Origin of the sequence: Bacteroides hominis (assembly GCF_033042785.2) — a bacterium.
Classification (GTDB): Bacteria; Bacteroidota; Bacteroidia; order Bacteroidales; family Bacteroidaceae; genus Bacteroides; species Bacteroides hominis.
In genome coordinates this window covers 4617182-4637697 of sequence record NZ_CP178829.1, presented here as the reverse complement: position 1 = coordinate 4637697, position 20516 = coordinate 4617182, and the positions used below count along the sequence as shown (strand labels likewise).

Genomic DNA, 20516 nt, shown 5'->3' with positions numbered 1-20516 from the left:
GTATATAACTCTTTAATTTATTAGTATGCTTGCTAACTTGAATCGTTATAAAATCGTATTGGCATCTAATTCTCCACGGCGGAAAGAGTTGATGACCGGCTTGGGGGTAGATTATGTGGTAAAAACATTGCCCGATGTCGATGAGTCTTATCCCGACTCTCTGCAAGGCGAAGAGATTCCGCTGTTCATAGCCCGTGAGAAAGCGGCCGCTTATCAGTCTGTGATGCACCCGGAGGAACTTTTGATAACTGCCGATACCATAGTCTGGCACGAAGGTAAGGCACTTGGGAAACCTTCCGGACGTGAAGATGCCATAGAGATGTTGCGAAATCTTTCCGGTAAGTCTCATCAGGTGATCACCGGGGTATGCCTCACCACCTGTGAGTGGCAAAAGAGTTTCGCTGCTGTGACAGATGTCCGTTTCGCAACACTTGATGAAGACGAAATTATTTATTATGTCGATCACTATCAGCCAATGGACAAAGCCGGTTCGTATGGCGTGCAGGAATGGATCGGTTTTGTCGGGGTTGAATCCATTTCCGGCAGTTACTTCAATGTAATGGGGCTTCCTATCCAGAGGCTATACCGGGAGTTGAAACAACTGTAGGAGGCTGTTTCTGACGCTAACTTCATATCGCTTGATTTCGTATGGCATTTTCCTCGTTCATCGGAAGGAGGAGAATGCCATACGTGTTTATTGCCTTGGAGGGATCAGGATGGTAACTTGAGTTGTGTAACGGTCACTATCCTGAGAGTTGATTATTTGTTTTCTGTATTCTCTTTCTCCATTTCGATGTTGATAATCGTGTTGTCCCATTTGTTCATCTTTTGCGTGCCCAGGTCGACTAAGAAGCCGGGCCAGAATAAAATATTCCACAGGCAGGCATTGTTGAAAGTAGATTCCAAGACAAAGGGAGTGGTTTGGTATCCTTCCTTTTTGGCCAATAACTGTTTGTCTTCTCTTTTCTTTTTGATCTGGACGGTAACACTGTTGTCTTCTTTGATTTCCGCTATTTTCTGTTTGGTCGATGCTTCGTAGATTTTAGTTCCATTCATTCCCGTAAAAGTGATGTCTTGTTTGGAACTGCTGAATAGTGTACAGCAAGATGAACATGAAATGCAGATGGATACTAATAATAAAATCTTTTTCATAAATTAAGTTTTTGATGTTATATAATTATTTTCTCTGATATATTTATCTGTTTTGTGTAAAAGACGTTTTGGGGTTGTTTTCATTGCCGGCAGGTGCCGAATCTTGATAAATAACTTTCAGCAGGCGTGCCCCCAGCAGAGGACGATAATGACCGGGATCATAGTAATGATGTATATCGGCTGTATATTCATTAGTTCCCGTGAAATCCCATACGGCAGAAGCACCCAGTATCTCTTTCATTCTTTTGATGTCTTCCCGGTTCGTTTTTTTCTGAAAATAATCCGGGCCGATGATGAATTTCAGGTTTGTATGATGCTTATCGCAAATTTTTTTAATGGCACGAAGTACTTGAATCTGGCTGACAGACACAGCCGGCAGTTCTTCTTTGCCTGCATCCGTTCGTTTTTTGAATTCTTTTTCATGACGGGTCCAGTACAATTCGCCATCCTGTCCGATCTCTTTTTCTCTGGGATTGATAAAGTTGTTCGTGTAAGGTTCCCGAATGGGATCTCCCGGATTTATGACCCCTTTCATATAAGGAGCATACTTATGTCCGATCAGGTAGCCTATGTAAGGAATCGTTTTGTCAGGATAGAGGAATTCCTGCAAAAATCTCAGATGGAATCCCAACTGGCTGATACCGGCTGCCTCAGCCGAAAACAGATGGTCGTTGCCCGACAGGGGCTTACTTCTGTCCAGTGCTTTTTTATCCAAAATGACTAATACATTTTTCAGAGGGGCACCTACGGAATCGAGCGCTTGAAGCTTCTGGCGCACACCGCCCAGGCTTTCCCAGTTGTCATAAAAGCGCACGGCATGATCGTCCTTATCCAGATACTTCTCCCATTCTCCTGTCAGGAATGCCATGGTACAGGAGTTGCCGAGTATAAACGAGTTATAGGCTATCGAATCACGATTCTGAAGATAATTCTGCCATCCCACATGCGCTTCGTTGAGCAGTACGGGAGAGTTATCGAATCGTTTGTAGGAGTGCAGCACCATATAAGGGTCGAAAATGAAATAGATGGCCACTATCGGGAAAAGCGGTAATGCCAATAACAGGAGTTTCAGGCAGAAACGTGTTTTGGGAGAGATTTTCGGTGAATGTAGCATGGGTGTAATTGGTTTCGATTAAAATTGTAAATAGATAAAAGTTTCCGTATCGAACTTACCTAACATCAGCAGGGCGAATACCAGCAGATAGTAAACACTCCACCGTAGCCATGCGGGCTGGCGTTCGAGTGTTTCCATCAGGTTATATTTAGATGCATAATATTCATAGATCAATACCAGTAACAGGGCCGAACCTGCTACAATGCAATTGTGGTCGCGTATGCCGATGTTCATTTCCTTCCAGGAAGAATGTACTTCGAACGAGATGTTCCGTAAAAAATACCAGGCATCGCTCAATGATTGTACACGGAAGAAAATAAGTGACAGCGCAAACAACAGATAGGTACGGATTATCAACAGGCTGTCGGATGCATATTTCCCGATATATTGGGGCAACTTATTGCGAAAAGCAGAGGTTTTCATTTCCCAGCAGATCAATATGCCCTGAATCAGTCCGTATATGGCGAAGGTTAATCCGGAGCCATGCCATAATCCCAATGCCAGAAAGGTGATGATAAGGCTGAAGTAGACTCCCCACTGTCCCCAGTTACGGGTACCGGCGGTTAACGGCACATAGAGATAATCGCGTACCCAAAAAGAGAGTGACATGTGCCAACGGCGCCAGAAATCGGCGGTGGAACGTGCGGCAAACGGGCGGTTGAAGTTTGGCGATAGCTTGATGCCGAACAGGTAGGCTCCTCCGATGGCAATGTCCGTATAGCCGGAGAAATCGGCATACAGTTCGATAGGATAGAGCAGGCAGGTCATCAGTAGTTGGACACCCGAAAGGTCATGGATCGAATGAAACATGATATCCGTCTGCGGGGCTATCTGATTGGCTATAAGCAGTTTCTTTATCAGTCCCAGCAAAATATATTTCAGTCCGGTCACTGCGTTCGAGTAGATGAACGGGCGAGGATCTTTCAGTTGTGGCAACAAGTCTCCACCCCGTTCGATGGGGCCGGAGAGGAATTTCATGAAGAAAAGCATATAGATCAGGAAATCTATCCAGTTTTTTTCGGCACGTTGCTCCTGCCAGTACACATCTGTCAGATAACCGATGGCCTGGAATGTGTAGAATGACATTCCAAGTGGAAAGATGATGTCATCTATCACTGTGCCATGGAGTAGGAGCCATCCGCCTATCAGACCGATGATTCCTGCGATATAGATTACTTTGGTCTTTTTCCCGGATTTCGCCCTGTTTTCCATCCATTGTGCCCAGAAGAAGGTGAACAGTGCCACCACTACTGCCGTCAACAGGAATGGCAGATAATACCATCCGATGAAGATGCAACTGGCTGCCAGTAGTATGAAGTTGCGGGCACGTCCTTTGACTGCATAGTAGAGAAAGAAACAGAGAGTAATCAGAGCCAGGAAACTAAAGGAGAGAAACTGCATGATTTATTCCATTTTGGTTAATAAGGCACTGCATAGGTCGCCGACATTCTTGAATTTAATTACTTCCCGAAAGTTGAAACGTACTCCGAAACGTTTCTCGATTTGGGCTATAATTTGCATATGGGTCAGTGAGTCCCAGCCATCTACGTCTTGAGAGGTGGATGATTCGCTGATACAGACGTTGTCCTTCTTTAAAATATCACGGAAAATGCTTTGTAGTTGTTTTAATACTTCTTCTCGGTTCATATTTATATTGTTTTTAGAGTTCCTTCTCTCTTATCAGTTCAACAATTTTTTTTCGATCTGTTTTATTGCTATTGGTTACCGGAAACTGAGGGATACAATGAATTTGTTTCGGTAACATGTATTGTGGCAGCTTTTCTTTCAGATATTCTATCAATGTGTTTTGGTCACATTCGGTCGTTTCGACTGCCAGATGCAGTTCGTTGCAAATTCCGTCACAGATTAACGGAAGGGCAGCCACGTTGCAAGGAGTCTTGAAAAACGACTGGGCAGTGTATTCTATTTCGCTTAGTTCTATTCTGAAGCCCTGTATTTTCACTTGATAGTCCTTACGGCCGCAATAAATGATATCCCCATCGTTGTCTAAAATACACAGGTCTCCGGTCCGGTAATAAATTTGTCCGTCAGGACGGTGTATTAGAGCCGATGCCGATTTTTCCGGATCATCCAGATAGCCTTTCATTACTTGCCGACCGGATACCCAAAGTTCTCCCGTCTCTCCCTGAGGCAGACCATTTCCTTCTTCGTCAACAATGATGACGCGGATACCGGGAAATGGTTTTCCGATAGCCACCATTCCGTTGTAATGCTTGCATGTACCGGAAGCCGGAATACGGTAACAGGTACAGTAAATCGTAGCCTCTGTCGGGCCGTACAGGTTGACGAACTCTGCGTTGGGTGCCGATTTTCTGAATCGTTCCAACAGTTCGGTTTGCGAAGCCTCTGCCGATACTCCCAGATATTTCAGAGCAGGCAGGCTGATTTCATCGAAATAGGGTGAAAGAAGTTGTAATAGAGAGGGGGTGACCGTGGCGAAGGTCAGCTCGTACTTCTCCAGAAGTTCGAACACTTTGAAATGCTTTACATCCTGATGGGCCACTGTATAAACGGAAGCTCCTAAAGTCAGGGGATAAAGTAATGATACGACGGATACGTCAAATGTCAGCTCAAACATTTGTAACATGCGGTCGTGTTCATCCAGGTTCCAGTTAAGGGAATCGTATGCCTGATAAAAAGTGTTCAGATTGGCACGTGTGATGGGGACTCCTTTGGGTTCGCCTGTGCTTCCCGATGTAAAAATGATATAAGCGTTTTTTTCTTCTTCCGGCGGGTAGAATTGCAGCCTTGACAATTCCGACGGTGCTTTTCCCGACAGCTTGTCTGTGTTGATTACTCTGAAGAGGTCGGTTCCGAATGCCGGGCGTTCGACATGGCTTGTGCAGAGCAAAGTATGCAATCCGGCCAGTCCGGCTATTTTGAGATTACGTTCTTCCGGGTAAGCAGGATGCAGAATGACATATGTTTTTCCACTGGCCAGTACCGCCAGAATGGCTGCGTAGGTTTCAATCCGGTTTTCCGCAATGATCCCGATTCTTTCATCTTCTATCTCTGATAGCGAATGGGCGACGGAGGCTGTTATTTTGCCAAGTTGGGCATAAGTATAATGTTTATCGTCAATGATAAATGCTTCGTTTTCGGGATAACGTTGCATGGCGGAAAGAATATCATTGGTAATATCCTTCCGGGGAGATGTTGTCATATCCATTAGTTTTTATTCATGTTTTGGGTTTAGGAATTCCTTCTATCTTCTTGAGATCATTTATTAAAAAGACAGGGAAATGAACTGATCTCCCTACGGGCAATGAATTAAAGAACGTTAATTGTGTGATAACGCATTCTTAACCTTGCTTTCCTTCTTTAATTCGTTATATTTGCATTTTATCCGAATAGGGATTTTACTAAAACTGAAAATAATATGAAACCTGTAACCTTACCCTTACTTAAAAGTCTGTACTATGTTCTCTTTGCTATGGTAGTTGTGATAGTGCTTGGCGGTTGTGAGAAAGATGATGAAAATGAAATTCGTTTTTATACCGGTAATGGCTCTGAAGAGCGTCTCCTGGGAGAAGAGGGACTCTTGATGGATATTTTGCAAACACCGGCTATGATTTTTCTGAAAGCTGCATCCGGAGATCAGATAAAAGTCCATTCGGAAGATACTGCGGTGGTCGACGCTACGTATAATCCGGATTACTTAGGAAAAAGATGCATTGAAGTTCGTGTGACTGGGGTTGGAAAAACTCATATCTGTGTATCTTATCGGGGAGAAGAGCATATTATTCCGGTGGCTGTTGCGTCCCGGTCTGTGGCTTATAGCGGACAATACCGGCTTGAAGGTTTCAGATGCTATCAAGGCAGTAGTAAAGGAGGTGTAGAAATCTTTCCGGAGATAGACAGTTATTGGGAAAGCCGTTTCAATAGTTCGGATGGATTTATTAAGGGTTTTCCAAATGATAAGATTGAGTTTATATCTGTTGATAAGTTGAGATTCTCTTCCGACTTTGAAGATGGTACTTCACTTTCATACGAAAAGTATTTTCAGATGCGGAATGATTCTCTTTTCATGCGTTCCCATGCCGAAAATCGTTGGGAATTTTATGGTAAGGTAAATCATAATGTCAATAGTGATCAATTACAGCTGACCTACTCAATTCATTTCTGGACTTACAGTTCGACCGGGCATTTCACTTCTTTTGGGAGGGGACATGATGGCGGATTTATAGCCAACTATTCTGATTTTTTTTATTATTATCCTGTATTTGAAGACCTTAATCAGATGACATCTGAGAATGATGAAATAGCTTGGTGTAATGTTTCTTATAGTTTTGAATAACATAAACGACGCTCTCTTTATTGATACCTTTTATAGATTCTGGTAAGTTAGATTAGATTGTCTCTATTGAATCGTATAAAAAATCACAGAGAGTTGATGAACTAAATAAATATACAGTTTGTTATTTATCAGTAATTTTATGTTTAACTCTAAAACCTTAGTATTATGAAAAGATCTCTTGTCTTATCATGCGGTGCTGTCATGTCGGTACTTTCTTTCTATGCTTGTTCATCTTCTGATGATTCGATGGTTACACCTCTGACAAGGTCAGATGCTGTTTCGGAAAAGATAGTTTTTCAAGATGACTTCAACCAGACAGATAGTATTCCCGACAAAACAAAATGGGGTTTGTGCAAAAAAGGCAGTCCTGCCTGGAGCAAATATTTATCCGAAAGTTATGATCAGGCTTATGTACACGATGGGAAGTTAGTACTGATTGCCGAGAAAGTGAATGGAGTATATAAGACGGGAGGGGTGCAGTCATTAGGTAAAGCAGAATTTCAATATGGTAAAATAGAGATATGTGCCCGTTTCACCAAGACGGCAAAGGGTGGATGGCCTGCCATCTGGATGATGCCTGCCAAACCCGTTTACAGTGGATGGCCTGCTTGTGGTGAAATAGATATTATGGAGCAGTTGAATCATGACGGCATTGTATATCAAACAATTCACAGCCACTACAAAAATGACTTGGGATTCACTAAGCCTGTTCCAACAAAAACAGTTCCTTACAATAAAGGGCAATTCAATGTATTTGGTATCGAATGGACTCCCGAGTCTCTTACTTTTAAAGTGAATGGAGCTACCACTTTAGTCTATCCTAACTTGCATTTGGCCGATGAGAGCGTCAAAAAGCAATGGCCGTTTGATACTTCTTTTTATTTGATTTTAAATTATGCTTTGGGCGGTGCAGGTACTTGGCCTGGTACCATAACGGATAGTGAACTGCCTGCGAAGATGGAGATAGACTGGGTAAAAGTAAGTCAACCTGTGGATCGTTAACATTGTTAATGTATAATTTCCGTTTTTGCTTTCCCGAATATAAACAACAAGTCTTTTGCATGCAAAAGACTTGTTGTCTGTGTTTGAAGAACAAACTTTAATACAGTGTTAAAACTAACTTTCTATATTCAGATACCAAGTGTATTTATCTGTTTGGTTATAAATGCTTTGTCTTGATTCGATGTTTTGAACTCCCAAGAGAGTCTTGGCAAAGAGGAGATGGGGATAACTACTTTTTTATCAACTTCCGGATTTTAAATTCTTTCTCTTTGATGTCCCGGTTTCTTTGATTATGTTACCTGATTTTTCCGTATCTGTGAAATCCGGAATCTTCATTAACGGGTTGTTGCATAAATGTTCTCGTAAATGGGTACTAAGGCGTCTTTCTCCAATATCCATTGGTTGGTGCGGGAGTTCATTTTGTATGCGTATTGGGCTATCAGTTGGTTATCACTGTTGGTGATGTATATATATTTTTCTGATGGGCTAAATGATTCTTTTTCTTTATTCCATACAGAATACTCTACCGAAGTTTCTGTTTCATATCGGGAGACAACCGTCAAAGATTCTTTTTCCCATGCGTTTTTAAATACATTCCATGTATAGGTGGATTTCACCGTTTTCTGATGGTCGGTATCGTAGCTGTATTTATGCATTTTTACCGGACTGAGTATGCCTGAAACGGGATTATCCATAGAATATATTTCACGGCAGACGAGTCTTCCCTTCTCCATCGTATCGTTATGGACAAACTGTTTACCGTTGTTTGTTGCACAAGCAAATCCACATACCGAAACTAATGCTGCAGAGGCTAATACTCTTTTGAAAAATGTAATTGTTTTCATATCCTTTATTGTTTAATTAGTTTATATCTTTCTTTGTTTATTAGACGTTGCTACTTGAATTTAAGTTGCACGGGTATACAATCTTTTTTCAGATTATTTTCTGTAGAGTAAGAATCAATAGGTATGCCAGAATTTAGAAGCTTCATTATTAATAGGTTATAAAAAAACAGGGTGTCCACAATCGGACACCCTGTTCGTTTTTTCTTTCTTGTTTGTTTTAAATCAGATCAAGAACCAATGGAATATCATCGGGGGTAATACCTTTTCCTATGATGATATCCTCGTCCTTGCGGAACATCTCAAGGAACTGCTCTTTACTGCCATAGAGTTCTGCGGCTTTGGAGTAGAAAGGCACGGCTTTCTCTATATCTCCCAATGACCATGCCACATGACCGGCATTCAGGTAGTCTACCGGCATCGGCTTTTGGGCAATCACTTTATCATAGTACTTCATGGCTTGTTCACGTTTTCCTGTCATGAACGAACACCAACCGATGGCACGCCATGCTTTGATGCAATCACTTTCCAGGAAATCGAGTTTGAAGAAGTAGTTCAGTGCTTCTTCGTAATTCCATGTCTCTGCCAGGCAATTGCCAATATAGAAAATTACTTTAGTGTCTTCCGGCAATACTTCTTCCACTTTTCGGTAATATTCCAAAGCTTTGCGGAATTGTCGGTCGAGACGATAACAAATGGCTAAATGGCGATTAGTCCATAAGTTGTTCGGTTTGAGGGTATCTGCTTTCCGATAGGCTTCGATGGCTTGTGCATATCGTTTTAGTTTTTGCAGAGAGTAGCCCTGCTTTTGGTAAACTTCAGCTTCATTCTCTCGTGGGACCATGTAGGCGACTTTGTCATAGGCTTCGGCTGCTTTTTCCCAGTGCTCTTTTCTGAAGTGAAAGTTGGCTAAAGCCAGCAGGGCATCCGGGTTGAACAACATGTCTTCCAATGCCGGATTGCTGTACAGGCAGATGGTCTCTTTGAACAAGTCGCGAAATTCCTGTCTTCGCATATTCAATTTGAAGAAGCGGTATAAGTCGTGCAGATATTGGTTACTTACCGTATCGGGGCGTTCGGAAAATTTCTTCAGTGTTTCGGCTTTCGACTGATCTGCCAATTCTTCCATTTGTTGTTCCGTGAGCTGGCTCAACATCATGTCACGCTGTGATTGCGGCAATTGCTGCATGGTGAAGAACAGCGAATACTTGTCACTGTTACAGAAGAAACCAGACTGCAGGATGATTTCCAACAGACTTCCTCCTTCTGTTTCCCGGTTACGAAACTCTTTAATGACAGTCGATTGTTGCCTGTCGAAAGGATAGAACCAATTGGAGATTTCCCTGAAGAACGGATAGCTTTTGAGTTGTGCAAATGTGCTCATATATACATCGGCACCTTCCAGTTGCAATTCGTTCATTTCACGCAACTTGTCACCCAGTCCGGATTTCTCTATAGCATCGGCCCAGTCGGGATTGGTGTCATCTTTCTCTTCATCGGACTCTTCGAAACCAAACTTCATGTTGCGCATGGGAGACATGCTTTTCAGCATTTCGGGAATGATTTCCTCACGCATTTTTTTGTCGATTTTCTCCGTTTCCTGACTGAGAAGTATTTGGATATGTACGCGTAGCAGTTCTTTTTCGAACGCGGTTTCTTCCATCAGTGCCGTGATACGTAAATTGATTTCCGGATAGAAATCGATACGTGGTGAATAGGCATGGAGAATAAAAGCGATTCCTACCAGAGCCCGCTGGCTGATCTGTACATTGGGGTGACGGTAAGCATCTATCAGCCACAGAAGTTTTCGGAGATCGAAACATTCCATCAGACTAAGGGTAACGGCACTTGTAAAAAGGCAAAGATCGTTCACCGGAAGTAACTCGGACTGAAGCATGGATTGTGCAGTTGTACTTTCTTCCGTACTCCAGTTGCTATTGGTCCAGGTTTGCAAGAACAGAATCCGCAGATTATCTTCGTGACGTTTCAAAACTTCATCCATGTTTTGATCCGAAATGAATCCGCTTACGGCCAGGTCATCATTGAACGATTCAAGCGTGTGTATCAGCATCTCCAGGGTAAGGGGAGAAAGTTCCTCAGTACGTCGCGTACGATATTGATGATAATAATGGCTTGATACGCTGTCGAGTAGTGTAATACGTGCCTGATCGGTGATTTCAAGAGTATCGGCCAGCAATCTTTGATATAATTTCTTACGCTCCGGGTCTTCTACCCCCTGGCGCATGTATTGCAGCATATAGTTGTACGAAGTCTGTATCTGCTCCAGGCGGGTACGGAGCGACCATTCCGGACACTTCCAGAGGAATGATTCCAGTTGAGTCAGCGCCTCCTTCAGTCGTTTTTGTCCGATCAGGCGGAGGATGTATTGATATTGTTCGTTGATAAGTTGTTCGTTCATAATTTACTTTCGTTTATTGTTTCCAATCCAAGTGAGGCGTTTCCATAGGCCTTCGAAGGGACCATGTTTAAAGTGACCGAGCCACCAGGAACAGAAGGCCATTTGAAGAAGTACAAAAAGAATGCCAAAAAAGAAACTGTAAGTAATTCCTAAGAAACGTCCCAATTCAAACCCCCAGTGGTAGAAAAGAAGTGAGCCAATGACGGATTGTCCGATGTAGTTTGTCAGACTCATCTTGCCATACGAGGTGAAACGCATCAGGAATCTGCGGTCTTTGACACGGTAGAAAGTGATAAGCAGTCCGCTGACCAGCAATACCATGAAGCTGAGGTTGCTCAAAGAGCTTATGATCAGTTGCAAGGGAATCAGGAGGGCATCGCGCGTGATGAATCCCGGCAGCATGTTATTCAGACCATATAATGGAAAGAAACATAAGAGTGACATACCTAATGCTTTGAGCCAGCGTTGTTCGTTCTGTTCGCTATAAAGGAATAGTCCCTTACGTCCCACCAGCATACCGAAGAGGAAGAGGGCAGGCGTTTGCAGAATGCGTCCGTGCTCCAATGCCCAAGTCAGGTTGGCAAGTTGCCCTTCCCAGAGGTTCATGCGGATCGTTTCAAGGAAGGTACCGTTTTTCTGCACGTCGAAAGCAATCCCGAAGTAGTGGGAAGCCAGGCTGGGACCGGGTACATAATCCGGGTTGCAGAGAGCATAGATCACTTTGAACCAATCTATCGGTTGCAGGATAAGCAGGGTAGCGAAGATGGCTACACTGCGGCTACCGAGGCGACAGAACAGAGGGAGTATCAGACCGAGCATGGCATACATCGTCAGTATTTCACCTGTAAAAAAAGCAGCGTTGAACTGTCCGATGATGAACAGTAGCACCATCCGCCAGATGAACCGGAGGCGAAAATCTTTACCACGGCGTTGTTGGTTGTTATCCTGAATATAGAAACTGAAGCCGAACAGCAGGGCAAATACAGCATAAGCTTTGTTGCTGAAGACAAAAAAGAGCCCGTTCCAGATAGCTCTGTCAGTAAACTTCATCCATTCGCCGGGGATGGCATCCGGAAAGGAGTAGAAATTAAAATGTTCGATACTATGCAGGATGATGATCCCCATCACAGCCAGTCCTCTCAGTACATCGGCCACGTCTACACGGGCATTGGGTTCGCTGATTTTATGTTCCATTGATTATCGTTTTAGAATCTTACCTGTACCTGCGCCTGAAACAGGTTACTGTCTTTTCCCTTATTCCGGTCGCAAAAAGTATATTGTGCTTGCAGTCTGCATTTGGGATAGAACCAATATTGCAGTCCGGCTATGTAATTCGTCTGTTTTCGGCCGATGGCTTTATCTGCGTTGAAATAGTCATATGAAGCTACGAGGTCGAAGTTGCGTAGGAGCCGGCAACTTCCGGTGGCATAAAAACCGTCACTTTTCACAGTTCCGTCCTTTCCCGCCAGATATTCGGAACGGAGGCTGAACGGGCTTGTCGTGATGATACCTCCTATACTCCAGCGATTTTTGGTGTAGTTTTCCCCTGCCGGGATACCGGTTATTTCCGAATCGGCGACGGCATGTCCTGTTCCTTTTATAAACGAACCGCCTACCGACAGCCATTTCAGTGGATTTACCATCAGATTGCCGATGATATCTTTTTGATTGTTTTTATCTTTGATATTGAGTCCTTGTCCGTTCATCACCGCCAGTTTGTAGTATAGCAGGTCGTTCAGTAGTCCTCCGTGGATCATCGCACCGATGTCGCGTCCCGATGTCATGCCACAAGCTACGTCACTGCCGCTTACCCCTGCCAGATAACACACAGACTGTGAGTAGCAGTTAATCAGTTCCACTGTCGTGGGTGATAATTCGTTCTCGATCGTATAAGGGACTTTAAATTCTCCGATGCGGGCTTTCAGTCCGGGTAGAATCTGATAATCGGTATAAACCTCGAGCAGCATACCTCCATTGTAAAAGTCGTACATGAAATCGCAGGTCCAACGGTCGGTGATTCGTCCGTGAGCCATGAAAATGATTCGTTTGATGTCGAATGTATTGGTTTTCTTCGCTGCATCGTCATAAGTATATCCCAGCTGCGCATATCCGGCAAGGGTGATCCGTTCTTTTAGCGTATTGACGACTTTGTTTACCGTCATACCCTCTTTTTTTTCCTGTGCATTCAGGTTGCCGCTTGCCAGTAGCAGCACAAGTGTTAATAGGAATGTGTTTTTCATCTTTACTTTGTTGTATTTATTATGGTTTGAATTGGCCGGGAATGAAGGTCGTATCTACTAAGTTTTCACCCTGATAGTTACCGGGGATTGCTCCTTTGTTCTTCAGCCAGGCAATAGCTTTTTTTATGTCGTGAGAAGACGGACACATGGCAGGTCGATAATCGGGCAAGTCCACCTGGGCAGCCACTGTTTCCGGCAGTCCGAATTCTTGTGTTAATATCTCCCCCCATTTATCCCGGGGATAAGTTTGCAGGTATTTCACGCCGAGATTGTATCCGGTGATAAACCTCCTTATTTCTTCGTTTTTTTCTTTGATGGCCTCTTCTGTGAAAGCCGTTCCGGCGGAATGTATCCCCATTTGGATTGTATTCAGCAATACTGTGTGTCCGTCGTTTACCGCGATTGCCGTTGCCGGACCGGGCAAGAAAGATGCTGTGATCTGTCCGTTTTCCAACATCATCAGCCTCAAAAAAATGTTGTTGATTTCGGGTTTGTTCGCTTCACCGGGAGTAAGACGGGCCTGTTTCATTACTTCGTCGGTGGCATACTCTATCAGGGTATTGCAAGAGATGGCAATGTTTTTCCCTTTTAGGTCTTCCGGATTCCTGACATCATATTTTTTGCTTGTTATCAGGCTAAGGCAGCCATCATTTTCCATAACCAGACGCAAACGGACTCCTTTGGTCTGTAAAAGGGCGGCACACGGATAGTCGGTGAGCATACCATCCAGTTTGCCCGATAAGAAAGCAGCGTCACGATCGGTTGCCGAGGCATAAGTGATGAAGTTGACTTTTATATCCAGCGAATCATAAACACCGTAACGGGCGGCAATCAGATGAGGCAGTCCGTCGAAAGAAGGCATTAGTCCGAAAGTCAGAGGCTGAAGTTCGGATGACAGCGTATGTCCCTCTTTTTTGTCTGCACAGGCTGATAAAAGAAGCAGTAATATGATGCTGAAAAAGGGTTTCACTCTTGACTTTTTCCTTTTAAAAAAGGCAACTCCGTGAGGGGCTGCCTTTTCTGTTTTATAGTGATTCACTTTAGTCTTATTCCTGAATAGCGGCAATACCCGGAAGAACTTTTCCTTCGATTGCTTCAAGCAATGCTCCACCACCGGTAGAAACATAAGATACACCGTTTGCCAGGCCGAACTTGTTGACACAAGCTACAGAGTCGCCACCGCCAACGAGTGAGAAAGCTCCGTTCTTAGTAGCTTCTACGATAGCTTCGCCTACCGAGCGTGAACCGTGAGTGAAGTTTTCGAATTCGAATACGCCTGTCGGGCCGTTCCAAAGGATAGTCTTGGAATTCTTGATCACTTCGGCAAAGATTTCTTCTGATTTAGGACCGATGTCAAGACCTTCCCATCCGTCAGGAATTTCATTCACAGGACAGAATTTAGTGTTGGCATCGTTAGAGAAAGAGTCGGCGATCTTAGCGTCAACAGCCAATACCAGATTTACACCTTTGTCTTTAGCCTTTTGCATCAGTTCGCGGGCGAGATCCAGTTTGTCATCTTCGCAGATAGACAGACCGATCTGTCCACCCATAGCTTTGGTGAAAGTATATGTCATACCGCCTGTGATGATCAGGTTGTCTACCTTGTTCAGCAGGTTTTCGATGATTTCGATCTTAGAAGACACTTTAGAACCACCCATGATGGCTGTAAACGGACGTTTGATATCGTTCAATATCTTGTCAACGGCCTTCACTTCTTTCTCCATCAAGTAACCGAACATCTTATTGTTCACATCGAAGTATTTGGCGATCAACGCCGTAGAAGCGTGTGCACGGTGAGCTGTACCGAATGCGTCGTTTACGTAGCAGTCAGCGTATGAAGCCAGTTTCTTTGTAAATTCTTTCTGGCTTTCTTTCACGGCTTTCTTGGCAGCAGCTTTTTCTTCGTCGGTTGCGTCTTCAGCCAGTCCTCTCGGTTTGCCTTCTTCCTCAGCGTAGAAACGGAGATTTTCGAGCAACAGCACTTCGCCCGGTTGTAAAGCGGCAGCTTTCACGGCAGCTTCTTCGCCCATGCAGTCGTTAGCAAACTGAACTTCAACGCCCAGCAGTTCTGACACGTGCTTAACGATATGTTTCAGAGAGAATTTGTCGGCAACGCCTTTCGGACGGCCCAGGTGAGAGCCGATGATGATGCTGCCACCGTCTGCCAGAATCTTCTTTAGCGTAGGAAGTGCAGCACGGATACGAGTGTCGTCTGTAATGTTGAAGTTTTCGTCCAAGGGTACATTGAAGTCCACGCGAACGAATGCCTTTTTACCGGCAAAATTGAAATTGTCAATTGTCTGCATAATACTTTATTTATTTACTTTAAAAGTGTTAGTTTCTTTTATGATGACCGCAAAGTTAGTATTAATTTCTCTTTTTTGCTATGAAATCGTTATTTATTCTTCCTCTTCGGTGTGTCTTTGCTAACTTTATACTTCTCACAGTAATATTTACACATTAATTGCAAACCACAGGTTTCACATTTGGGTGTACGTGCCTGGCAGACATAACGTCCGTGTAGAATAAGCCAGTGGTGAGCAATGGGAATCAATTCGTTGGGGATGTTTTTCGTCAGTTCTTTTTCTACACTGAAAGGAGTCGTGCAGGCATCACCCACGAGTCCGATGCGGTGGCTCACTCGGAATACATGTGTGTCTACAGCCATGGCCGCCTTGTTGAATACGACAGACTGGATGACGTTGGCCGTTTTGCGTCCCACTCCGGGCAGTTTGATCAGTTCTTCAAGGGTACCGGGCACTTCGCTGTTAAAGTCACTCACCAGCATTCGTGCCATGCCTACCAGGTGTTTTGACTTATTGTTAGGGTAAGAGACACTGCGGATGTACTCGAATATCACTTCCGGAGTAGTAGCGGCCAGTGCTTCCGGGGTGGGGAAGTCCTGATAGATTTTCGGGGTGATCATGTTCACCCGCTTGTCAGTACATTGTGCGGAGAGGATAACGGCAATCAGCAGTTCGTACGGGTTGTTGTAATGCAGTTCCGTTTCGGCTACGGGTACATTCTCCTGAAACCAGGCGATTACTTTTTCATAACGTTCTTTCTTTGTCATCTTAATTTGTTCTTATGATAATGAGGTGCGACTTTCAGGTTAAAATAGAAGGTGGAGATCACTGTCAGGCAGGCTCCGAAGAGATAGGCCATGTCAAACGAGGTAAATTGGGCGATATAGCCGCCCAGAACCAGCCCGATTCCGATGCCTACATCCCACGAAGTGAGATAGGTGGAAGTGGCTGTGCCGCGTTGGCTGTTCGGAGCCAAGTTGACAAACAGCGTGTTGAAGGCTGGAAACATGGTGCCAAACCCGACTCCCAGCAGCAGTGCTACCATGAAGAAAAGCACATCGGTTAGTTCGGGATTTATCTGCATCAGTTTGTCACAGGCAGAAAGAGTGAAGAAACAAATGCACACCAGATAAAGTCCCAGAGTGATAACCTGCGTGATGTGTCCCTTGTCCACCTGCCGTCCGGAGAACATACGTGAGACGGCCATGCCTATTGCCATGAACGTAAAGAACAGACCGGAGCTGAGTGTGATTCCTATTTCTTTGGCATACATGGCTATGTAAGTGCTTGTCATGCCATAGGGGATAGATAGCAAGAGCAGGGCAACGCCGGCCGGTATACCTTTTATTAATACGAAGCGGTCAAGTGAGATTGGCTCCCGCTTGACCGGTTGCTTGACAGGAGTCTTCACCAGACATGCAGCTACAAAACCGGCTGTGCCGGAGAGAAGTGAGCAGAGGAAGATGGTTTCGAATGAACAAGTGTCGTGCATGAAAAGCCCGATCATCGGTCCGAAACTCATGGCGGTGTTGTTCATCAGTCCGTAGTAGCCTACTGCTTCTCCTCGTCGTGAAGAAGGAGTGATGTCGATTACAATGGTGTTTCCTGCTACGGTCACCATACCGAAGGCCAGTCCGTGCACTACACGGAGCATAATGAATAATGACAGTACTCCCGCCAGGATATATCCCGCGAAGACGGTTATGAACACGAAATAAGCGATCAGATAGAGCGGTTTGCGTGCCAGTGTGTCCAGTAGATAGCCTGAAAAGGGGCGAATACAGAGCGAGGCCACAGTGTAGCATGATAAAATAACGCCTACTGCCGCATTTCCGGTTTGGAAAACTTCAGTCAGATAGAAAGGCAGTACAGGCAGAATCAAGTAGAAGGCAAAGTACAAAAGGAAGTTTGCTGCCAGTATCAAGACATAACCGGGAGTGACAAGCCTATCTTTCATTATGGTTTCATAATTAACAGTTGGACGATTTGCGATTGGAAGCCACTTCATCCTGTGAAGAACACGAAGTTTGAAGCGAATTAGACGATTTACTCTCTACACATCTTTCTTACCTCCTTCATGTCGGGAAGTAATTTCAATTGTAAATTGTAAATCGCCTGATCGTAAATCAATATGCCGCTTCGAATTCCTTTAGGAAACGGGTATCGTTTTCGGAGAACATCCGGAGGTCCTTCACCTGATATTTCAAGTTTGTGATACGTTCGATACCCATACCTAAGGCATAGCCACTGTAGACTTTGCTGTCAATTCCGTTGGCATCAAGCACATTGGGGTCTACCATGCCGCATCCCAGGATTTCCACCCATCCGGTATGTTTGCAGAAAGGGCAACCTTTTCCGCCGCAGATGTTACAGCTGATGTCCATCTCAGCACTGGGTTCTGTGAACGGGAAGTAGGATGGACGCAGGCGGATTTTTGTATCGGCACCGAACATCTCCTGGGCGAAGAGAAGCAACACCTGTTTCAGGTCGGTGAAAGAAACATCTTTGTCCACATACAGTGCCTCCACCTGGTGGAAGAAGCAGTGTGCACGATAGCTGATGGCTTCGTTACGGTAAACGCGTCCCGGGCAGATGATGCGGATAGGTGGTTGTGAAACTTCCATTACGCGACTCTGCACCGACGAAGTGTGTGTGCGTAGTAGCACGTCGGGGTGTGATTCGATGAAGAATGTATCCTGCATGTCGCGTGCCGGATGATCTTCGGCAAAGTTAAGTGCTGAGAACACGTGCCAGTCATCTTCGATTTCCGGACCCTCGGCGATGTTGAATCCCAGACGGGCAAAGATATCGATGATTTCATTGCGTACAATGGAGAGCGGGTGACGTGTGCCCAGTTCCACAGGGTAAGCCGAACGGGTCAGGTCCAGATCGTCCTGTCCGTTGTCTTGGTTGTCGAACTGTTCTTTCAGTGCGTTGATTTTCTCTTGTGCTTTAGTTTTCAGCTCGTTGAGCCTCATGCCGACTTCTTTTTTCTGTTCGGCAGCCACGTTACGGAAATCTGCCATCAAGTCGTTGATGGCTCCTTTCTTGCTAAGGTATTTGATGCGGAGAGCTTCGAGTTCTTCGGCATTGGCAGCCTTCAAGGCTGCTACCTCTTCAAGAAGTTGATTAATCTTAGCTATCATATCTTGCGATTTATTGTTATTCGGTTTTTCTTTAAATTGCTGCAAAAGTAACAATAATATTGCAATCAAAGGAGATAGAAAGAAATAAAATGTGTCAGTCGGCTGAATTCATCACAGAGTACTTGGGGTACACAAAGGAGAAACAAAGAAGTGAAACTCTATGATAAAGGAAAAAGATGTTTCTTTGGTAATTGCTTTATGACTTTTGTGGCTTTTCAGTTTTTCATTGGTGTATAATAATCAGAAGGGTAGAGATATTTTTCTTTCTTTTTTCGGTTTGTTGATACTTCAAGATAAGTTCGGGCAGTGAGTCGGTAACGTGCATGCCTTTCAATGGTTTTCCAACCGCTACCATATTGACATATATAAGAGATAAAATAAAAATAACTTTCTTTTTTTACAAATAATAGGTTGTTCTGTGAAAAATGATTATTTTAGCCGATGCGGGGGAGTGATTGGGCACGATAGCTATTCTTTTCGTCATAAGGTGAATTACGGATGCTTCGGATCTTATGTACAATCTTGCAGACCTTAAATTGTATGGATATGGCCGATTGGATGTCAGTAAAAAGTATATCTGATAAGTATGGGATCAGCGAATCGCGGGTGCTCGGATGGATACGGGAGTGTGAGATAACCTCTTCGACTGTGGGCAGCGTGGTGTTGATTGACGACGAGAGTGTACAGAGATTGATCGGAAACGAGAAGCGGTTGGCGCGCCTGACCACTAATTACGAACAACTTTGTGGGAAGTTTGAACGGCGCATTGAGGCGGAACTTGAGAAGGACGAAGATGCCGCGCTTAAGATGCGCCTCTTTGATGACTTTGCGCCCATCGTGCGCCGGATATTGTCTATGGTGGTGGGTGGCTTGAGTACCAAGGAGCAAAAATTGTTTAATAGTGCCTTTGCCGCCTCTCCTCTTTCAAAGGTGGCCGCCAGAATGGGATTCGATTCTGTATGCGAATACATCAAGGAATTCAGGAAGACGTTGAGTGATCTGCCCGCAAGTACAAACGAAATCATCCATGGGCTTCAATCAGAACTTTCCAGAAGTCGGAAGAGCGTTGAGTGGTTCAAGAAGCAACAGATGGAAGAGTGGCAAATGATAGAAGCTGCGCGCAGACGTAATACTGATTTGTGGAACAGAAATGAGAGTCTGTCCAAGCAGAATAGATGCTTGGAAAAAGAGAAAGATGAATTGTCGAATCGTCTAAAAACACTGGAAGAGGTACTTGGCGGACGGGAGCGTATAAAAATAGCCGGGCCGGAAAAGGACGAAGATGCCGCAAGCTCCGGAGAAGCGCTTGTAGAGACATCGGAGGTGCCGACAGACCTGCGCGGTCAACGTTCTGAAGTGGGGAAATTGCAATGCTGCAAATCAAAGCTGTATGACCGGATCATTAGTTTGCGTGAAGAGGTAAGAAAAATCGAGTGGGAGATACAGCTATTGGAAAATCATTTGAAAATTATACGCAGTTGGAATTATGCCGGAATAGTCCTTGAAGTTTGGATTAAAAGGAATTTTGAGAAAAAGGTGAAGGTCTCTATACAAGAAGTGGTAACAGAAGTGGAAGCAGAGACCACGACACATACAGACTCCGAGGTTGCATCGGTGGAAGGAAAAAAGAAAGAAGATGGCTTTTGGCATAAACTTCGTTTCCGGTTCGGTCATTAATTGTGTAGTTGCTCTAGGGGAGAGGCTATCGAGTCTGGGAGGAACATTGGTCCATGATCTGTGGCAAACTGATGTAGAACTGGATAAAAAACAAAATGGGGAAGTCCTCACGGATTTCCCCATTTTAATGATGAAATATTTACTATTTTTATTAATTGGGTGTGGAGAGTATCGGACTCGAACCGATCACCTTAACACTGCCAGTGTTACGCTCTAGCCAGATGAGCTAACCCCCCGTTGTTTTCATGATAACGTTTGCGAACGTTTATCTGTTTTGATGCGGCAAATATAATGCATTAT

18 protein-coding genes and 1 tRNA gene are annotated in these 20516 nt (G+C 44.3%); 4 read left to right on the top strand and 15 right to left on the bottom strand.

The genetic code is table 11. The annotated features are described in order from the left end of the window. Nucleotides 1–25: 25 nt before the first annotated feature. A complete protein-coding gene (locus R3O62_RS19630) occupies nt 26–607 on the top strand; it encodes a Maf-like protein (RefSeq protein ID WP_005807660.1) in 582 nt (193 codons plus the stop codon). Nucleotides 608–759: 152 nt separating this feature from the next. Here R3O62_RS19630 and R3O62_RS19625 read toward each other — a convergent pair whose 3' ends face one another. From R3O62_RS19625 to R3O62_RS19605, 5 genes are read right to left on the bottom strand one after another with little or no spacing between them, the layout of a single operon-like run. Further along, nucleotides 760–1152 (bottom strand): hypothetical protein, encoded by a 393-nt coding sequence (locus R3O62_RS19625; RefSeq protein ID WP_005807659.1) that lies wholly within the window; start codon nt 1150–1152, stop codon nt 760–762. A 43-nt stretch (nt 1153–1195) separates the two neighbouring features. Next, a complete protein-coding gene (locus R3O62_RS19620) occupies nt 1196–2266 on the bottom strand; it encodes a hypothetical protein (RefSeq protein ID WP_317472809.1) in 1071 nt (356 codons plus the stop codon). Nucleotides 2267–2284: 18 nt separating this feature from the next. Further along, nucleotides 2285–3667: an MBOAT family O-acyltransferase gene (locus R3O62_RS19615; RefSeq protein WP_317471443.1), complete on the bottom strand. Its 1383-nt coding sequence runs from the start codon at nt 3665–3667 to the stop codon at nt 2285–2287. A gap of 3 nt (nt 3668–3670) precedes the next feature. Further along, nucleotides 3671–3913 carry an acyl carrier protein gene (locus R3O62_RS19610; protein ID WP_005807656.1) on the bottom strand — a complete coding sequence of 81 codons (243 nt, stop codon included), beginning with the start codon at nt 3911–3913 and terminating at the stop codon, nt 3671–3673. Nucleotides 3914–3926: 13 nt separating this feature from the next. After that, complete coding sequence (locus R3O62_RS19605) at nt 3927–5450, bottom strand: amino acid adenylation domain-containing protein (protein WP_165015624.1); 1524 nt, start codon at nt 5448–5450, stop codon at nt 3927–3929. 216 nt (nt 5451–5666) lie between these two features. Between R3O62_RS19605 and R3O62_RS19600 the strand changes: the two genes are divergently transcribed. Both R3O62_RS19600 and R3O62_RS19595 read left to right on the top strand, forming a co-directional pair. Then, nucleotides 5667–6584, top strand: a complete 918-nt coding sequence (locus R3O62_RS19600) for a hypothetical protein (RefSeq protein WP_250702695.1) — start codon at nt 5667–5669, stop codon at nt 6582–6584. 165 nt (nt 6585–6749) lie between these two features. Beyond that, complete coding sequence (locus tag R3O62_RS19595) at nt 6750–7586, top strand: glycoside hydrolase family 16 protein (protein WP_005780598.1); 837 nt, start codon at nt 6750–6752, stop codon at nt 7584–7586. Between the two features lie 335 nt (nt 7587–7921). Here R3O62_RS19595 and R3O62_RS19590 read toward each other — a convergent pair whose 3' ends face one another. The 9 genes from R3O62_RS19590 to pheS all read right to left on the bottom strand — a co-directional run bounded on the left by R3O62_RS19590 (nt 7922) and on the right by pheS (nt 18539). Continuing rightward, nucleotides 7922–8431 carry a DUF3836 domain-containing protein gene (locus tag R3O62_RS19590; RefSeq protein WP_005780594.1) on the bottom strand — a complete coding sequence of 170 codons (510 nt, stop codon included), beginning with the start codon at nt 8429–8431 and terminating at the stop codon, nt 7922–7924. A gap of 217 nt (nt 8432–8648) precedes the next feature. Further along, entirely contained in the window at nt 8649–10847 is a 2199-nt protein-coding gene (locus R3O62_RS19585; protein ID WP_101603375.1) for a tetratricopeptide repeat protein, read from the bottom strand. A 3-nt stretch (nt 10848–10850) separates the two neighbouring features. Further along, the gene (locus R3O62_RS19580) at nt 10851–12041 is read right to left on the bottom strand and encodes a DUF418 domain-containing protein (RefSeq protein WP_032531675.1); all 1191 of its coding nucleotides are present in this window, start codon (nt 12039–12041) and stop codon (nt 10851–10853) included. Between the two features lie 11 nt (nt 12042–12052). After that, nucleotides 12053–13087, bottom strand: a complete 1035-nt coding sequence (locus R3O62_RS19575) for a porin (RefSeq protein ID WP_317467108.1) — start codon at nt 13085–13087, stop codon at nt 12053–12055. Nucleotides 13088–13106: 19 nt separating this feature from the next. Further along, nucleotides 13107–14126: an ABC transporter substrate-binding protein gene (locus R3O62_RS19570; protein ID WP_317467111.1), complete on the bottom strand. Its 1020-nt coding sequence runs from the start codon at nt 14124–14126 to the stop codon at nt 13107–13109. Between the two features lie 7 nt (nt 14127–14133). Beyond that, a complete protein-coding gene (locus R3O62_RS19565; RefSeq protein ID WP_005807633.1) occupies nt 14134–15393 on the bottom strand; it encodes a phosphoglycerate kinase in 1260 nt (419 codons plus the stop codon). Between the two features lie 89 nt (nt 15394–15482). Next, the gene (gene nth, locus R3O62_RS19560) at nt 15483–16160 is read right to left on the bottom strand and encodes an endonuclease III (protein ID WP_005780583.1); all 678 of its coding nucleotides are present in this window, start codon (nt 16158–16160) and stop codon (nt 15483–15485) included. Then, nucleotides 16157–17350 (bottom strand): MFS transporter, encoded by a 1194-nt coding sequence (locus tag R3O62_RS19555; protein WP_005780580.1) that lies wholly within the window; start codon nt 17348–17350, stop codon nt 16157–16159. Before R3O62_RS19555 ends, nth begins: the two co-directional genes overlap by 4 nt. Before the next feature lie 169 nt (nt 17351–17519). After that, a complete protein-coding gene (gene pheS, locus R3O62_RS19550) occupies nt 17520–18539 on the bottom strand; it encodes a phenylalanine--tRNA ligase subunit alpha (protein WP_005780578.1) in 1020 nt (339 codons plus the stop codon). 540 nt (nt 18540–19079) lie between these two features. On the opposite strand from pheS, the gene R3O62_RS19545 reads away from it, so the two are divergent. Further along, nucleotides 19080–20216, top strand: coding sequence for a hypothetical protein (locus tag R3O62_RS19545; protein ID WP_317472808.1), 1137 nt, complete (start codon nt 19080–19082; stop codon nt 20214–20216). Between the two features lie 162 nt (nt 20217–20378). Here R3O62_RS19545 and R3O62_RS19540 read toward each other — a convergent pair. Continuing rightward, nucleotides 20379–20452: transfer RNA gene (locus R3O62_RS19540), tRNA-Ala, on the bottom strand. Between the last annotated feature and the right edge of the window lie 64 nt (nt 20453–20516).

Bases quoted from the DNA above. Each gene is read 5' to 3' on its own strand.
- R3O62_RS19620 (WP_317472809.1), bottom strand. From the start codon at position 2,266: ATGCTACATTCACCGAAAATCTCTCCCAAAACACGTTTCTGCCTGAAA.
- R3O62_RS19580 (WP_032531675.1), bottom strand. From the start codon at position 12,041: ATGGAACATAAAATCAGCGAACCCAATGCCCGTGTAGACGTGGCCGAT.
- R3O62_RS19585 (WP_101603375.1), bottom strand. From the start codon at position 10,847: ATGAACGAACAACTTATCAACGAACAATATCAATACATCCTCCGCCTG.
- R3O62_RS19545 (WP_317472808.1), top strand. From the start codon at position 19,080: ATGGATATGGCCGATTGGATGTCAGTAAAAAGTATATCTGATAAGTAT.
- R3O62_RS19590 (WP_005780594.1), bottom strand. From the start codon at position 8,431: ATGAAAACAATTACATTTTTCAAAAGAGTATTAGCCTCTGCAGCATTA.
- R3O62_RS19625 (WP_005807659.1), bottom strand. From the start codon at position 1,152: ATGAAAAAGATTTTATTATTAGTATCCATCTGCATTTCATGTTCATCT.
- R3O62_RS19555 (WP_005780580.1), bottom strand. From the start codon at position 17,350: ATGAAAGATAGGCTTGTCACTCCCGGTTATGTCTTGATACTGGCAGCA.
- R3O62_RS19615 (WP_317471443.1), bottom strand. From the start codon at position 3,667: ATGCAGTTTCTCTCCTTTAGTTTCCTGGCTCTGATTACTCTCTGTTTC.
- R3O62_RS19595 (WP_005780598.1), top strand. From the start codon at position 6,750: ATGAAAAGATCTCTTGTCTTATCATGCGGTGCTGTCATGTCGGTACTT.
- R3O62_RS19630 (WP_005807660.1), top strand. From the start codon at position 26: ATGCTTGCTAACTTGAATCGTTATAAAATCGTATTGGCATCTAATTCT.
- pheS (WP_005780578.1), bottom strand. From the start codon at position 18,539: ATGATAGCTAAGATTAATCAACTTCTTGAAGAGGTAGCAGCCTTGAAG.
- R3O62_RS19565 (WP_005807633.1), bottom strand. From the start codon at position 15,393: ATGCAGACAATTGACAATTTCAATTTTGCCGGTAAAAAGGCATTCGTT.
- R3O62_RS19610 (WP_005807656.1), bottom strand. From the start codon at position 3,913: ATGAACCGAGAAGAAGTATTAAAACAACTACAAAGCATTTTCCGTGAT.
- R3O62_RS19575 (WP_317467108.1), bottom strand. From the start codon at position 13,087: ATGAAAAACACATTCCTATTAACACTTGTGCTGCTACTGGCAAGCGGC.
- R3O62_RS19600 (WP_250702695.1), top strand. From the start codon at position 5,667: ATGAAACCTGTAACCTTACCCTTACTTAAAAGTCTGTACTATGTTCTC.
- nth (WP_005780583.1), bottom strand. From the start codon at position 16,160: ATGACAAAGAAAGAACGTTATGAAAAAGTAATCGCCTGGTTTCAGGAG.
- R3O62_RS19605 (WP_165015624.1), bottom strand. From the start codon at position 5,450: ATGACAACATCTCCCCGGAAGGATATTACCAATGATATTCTTTCCGCC.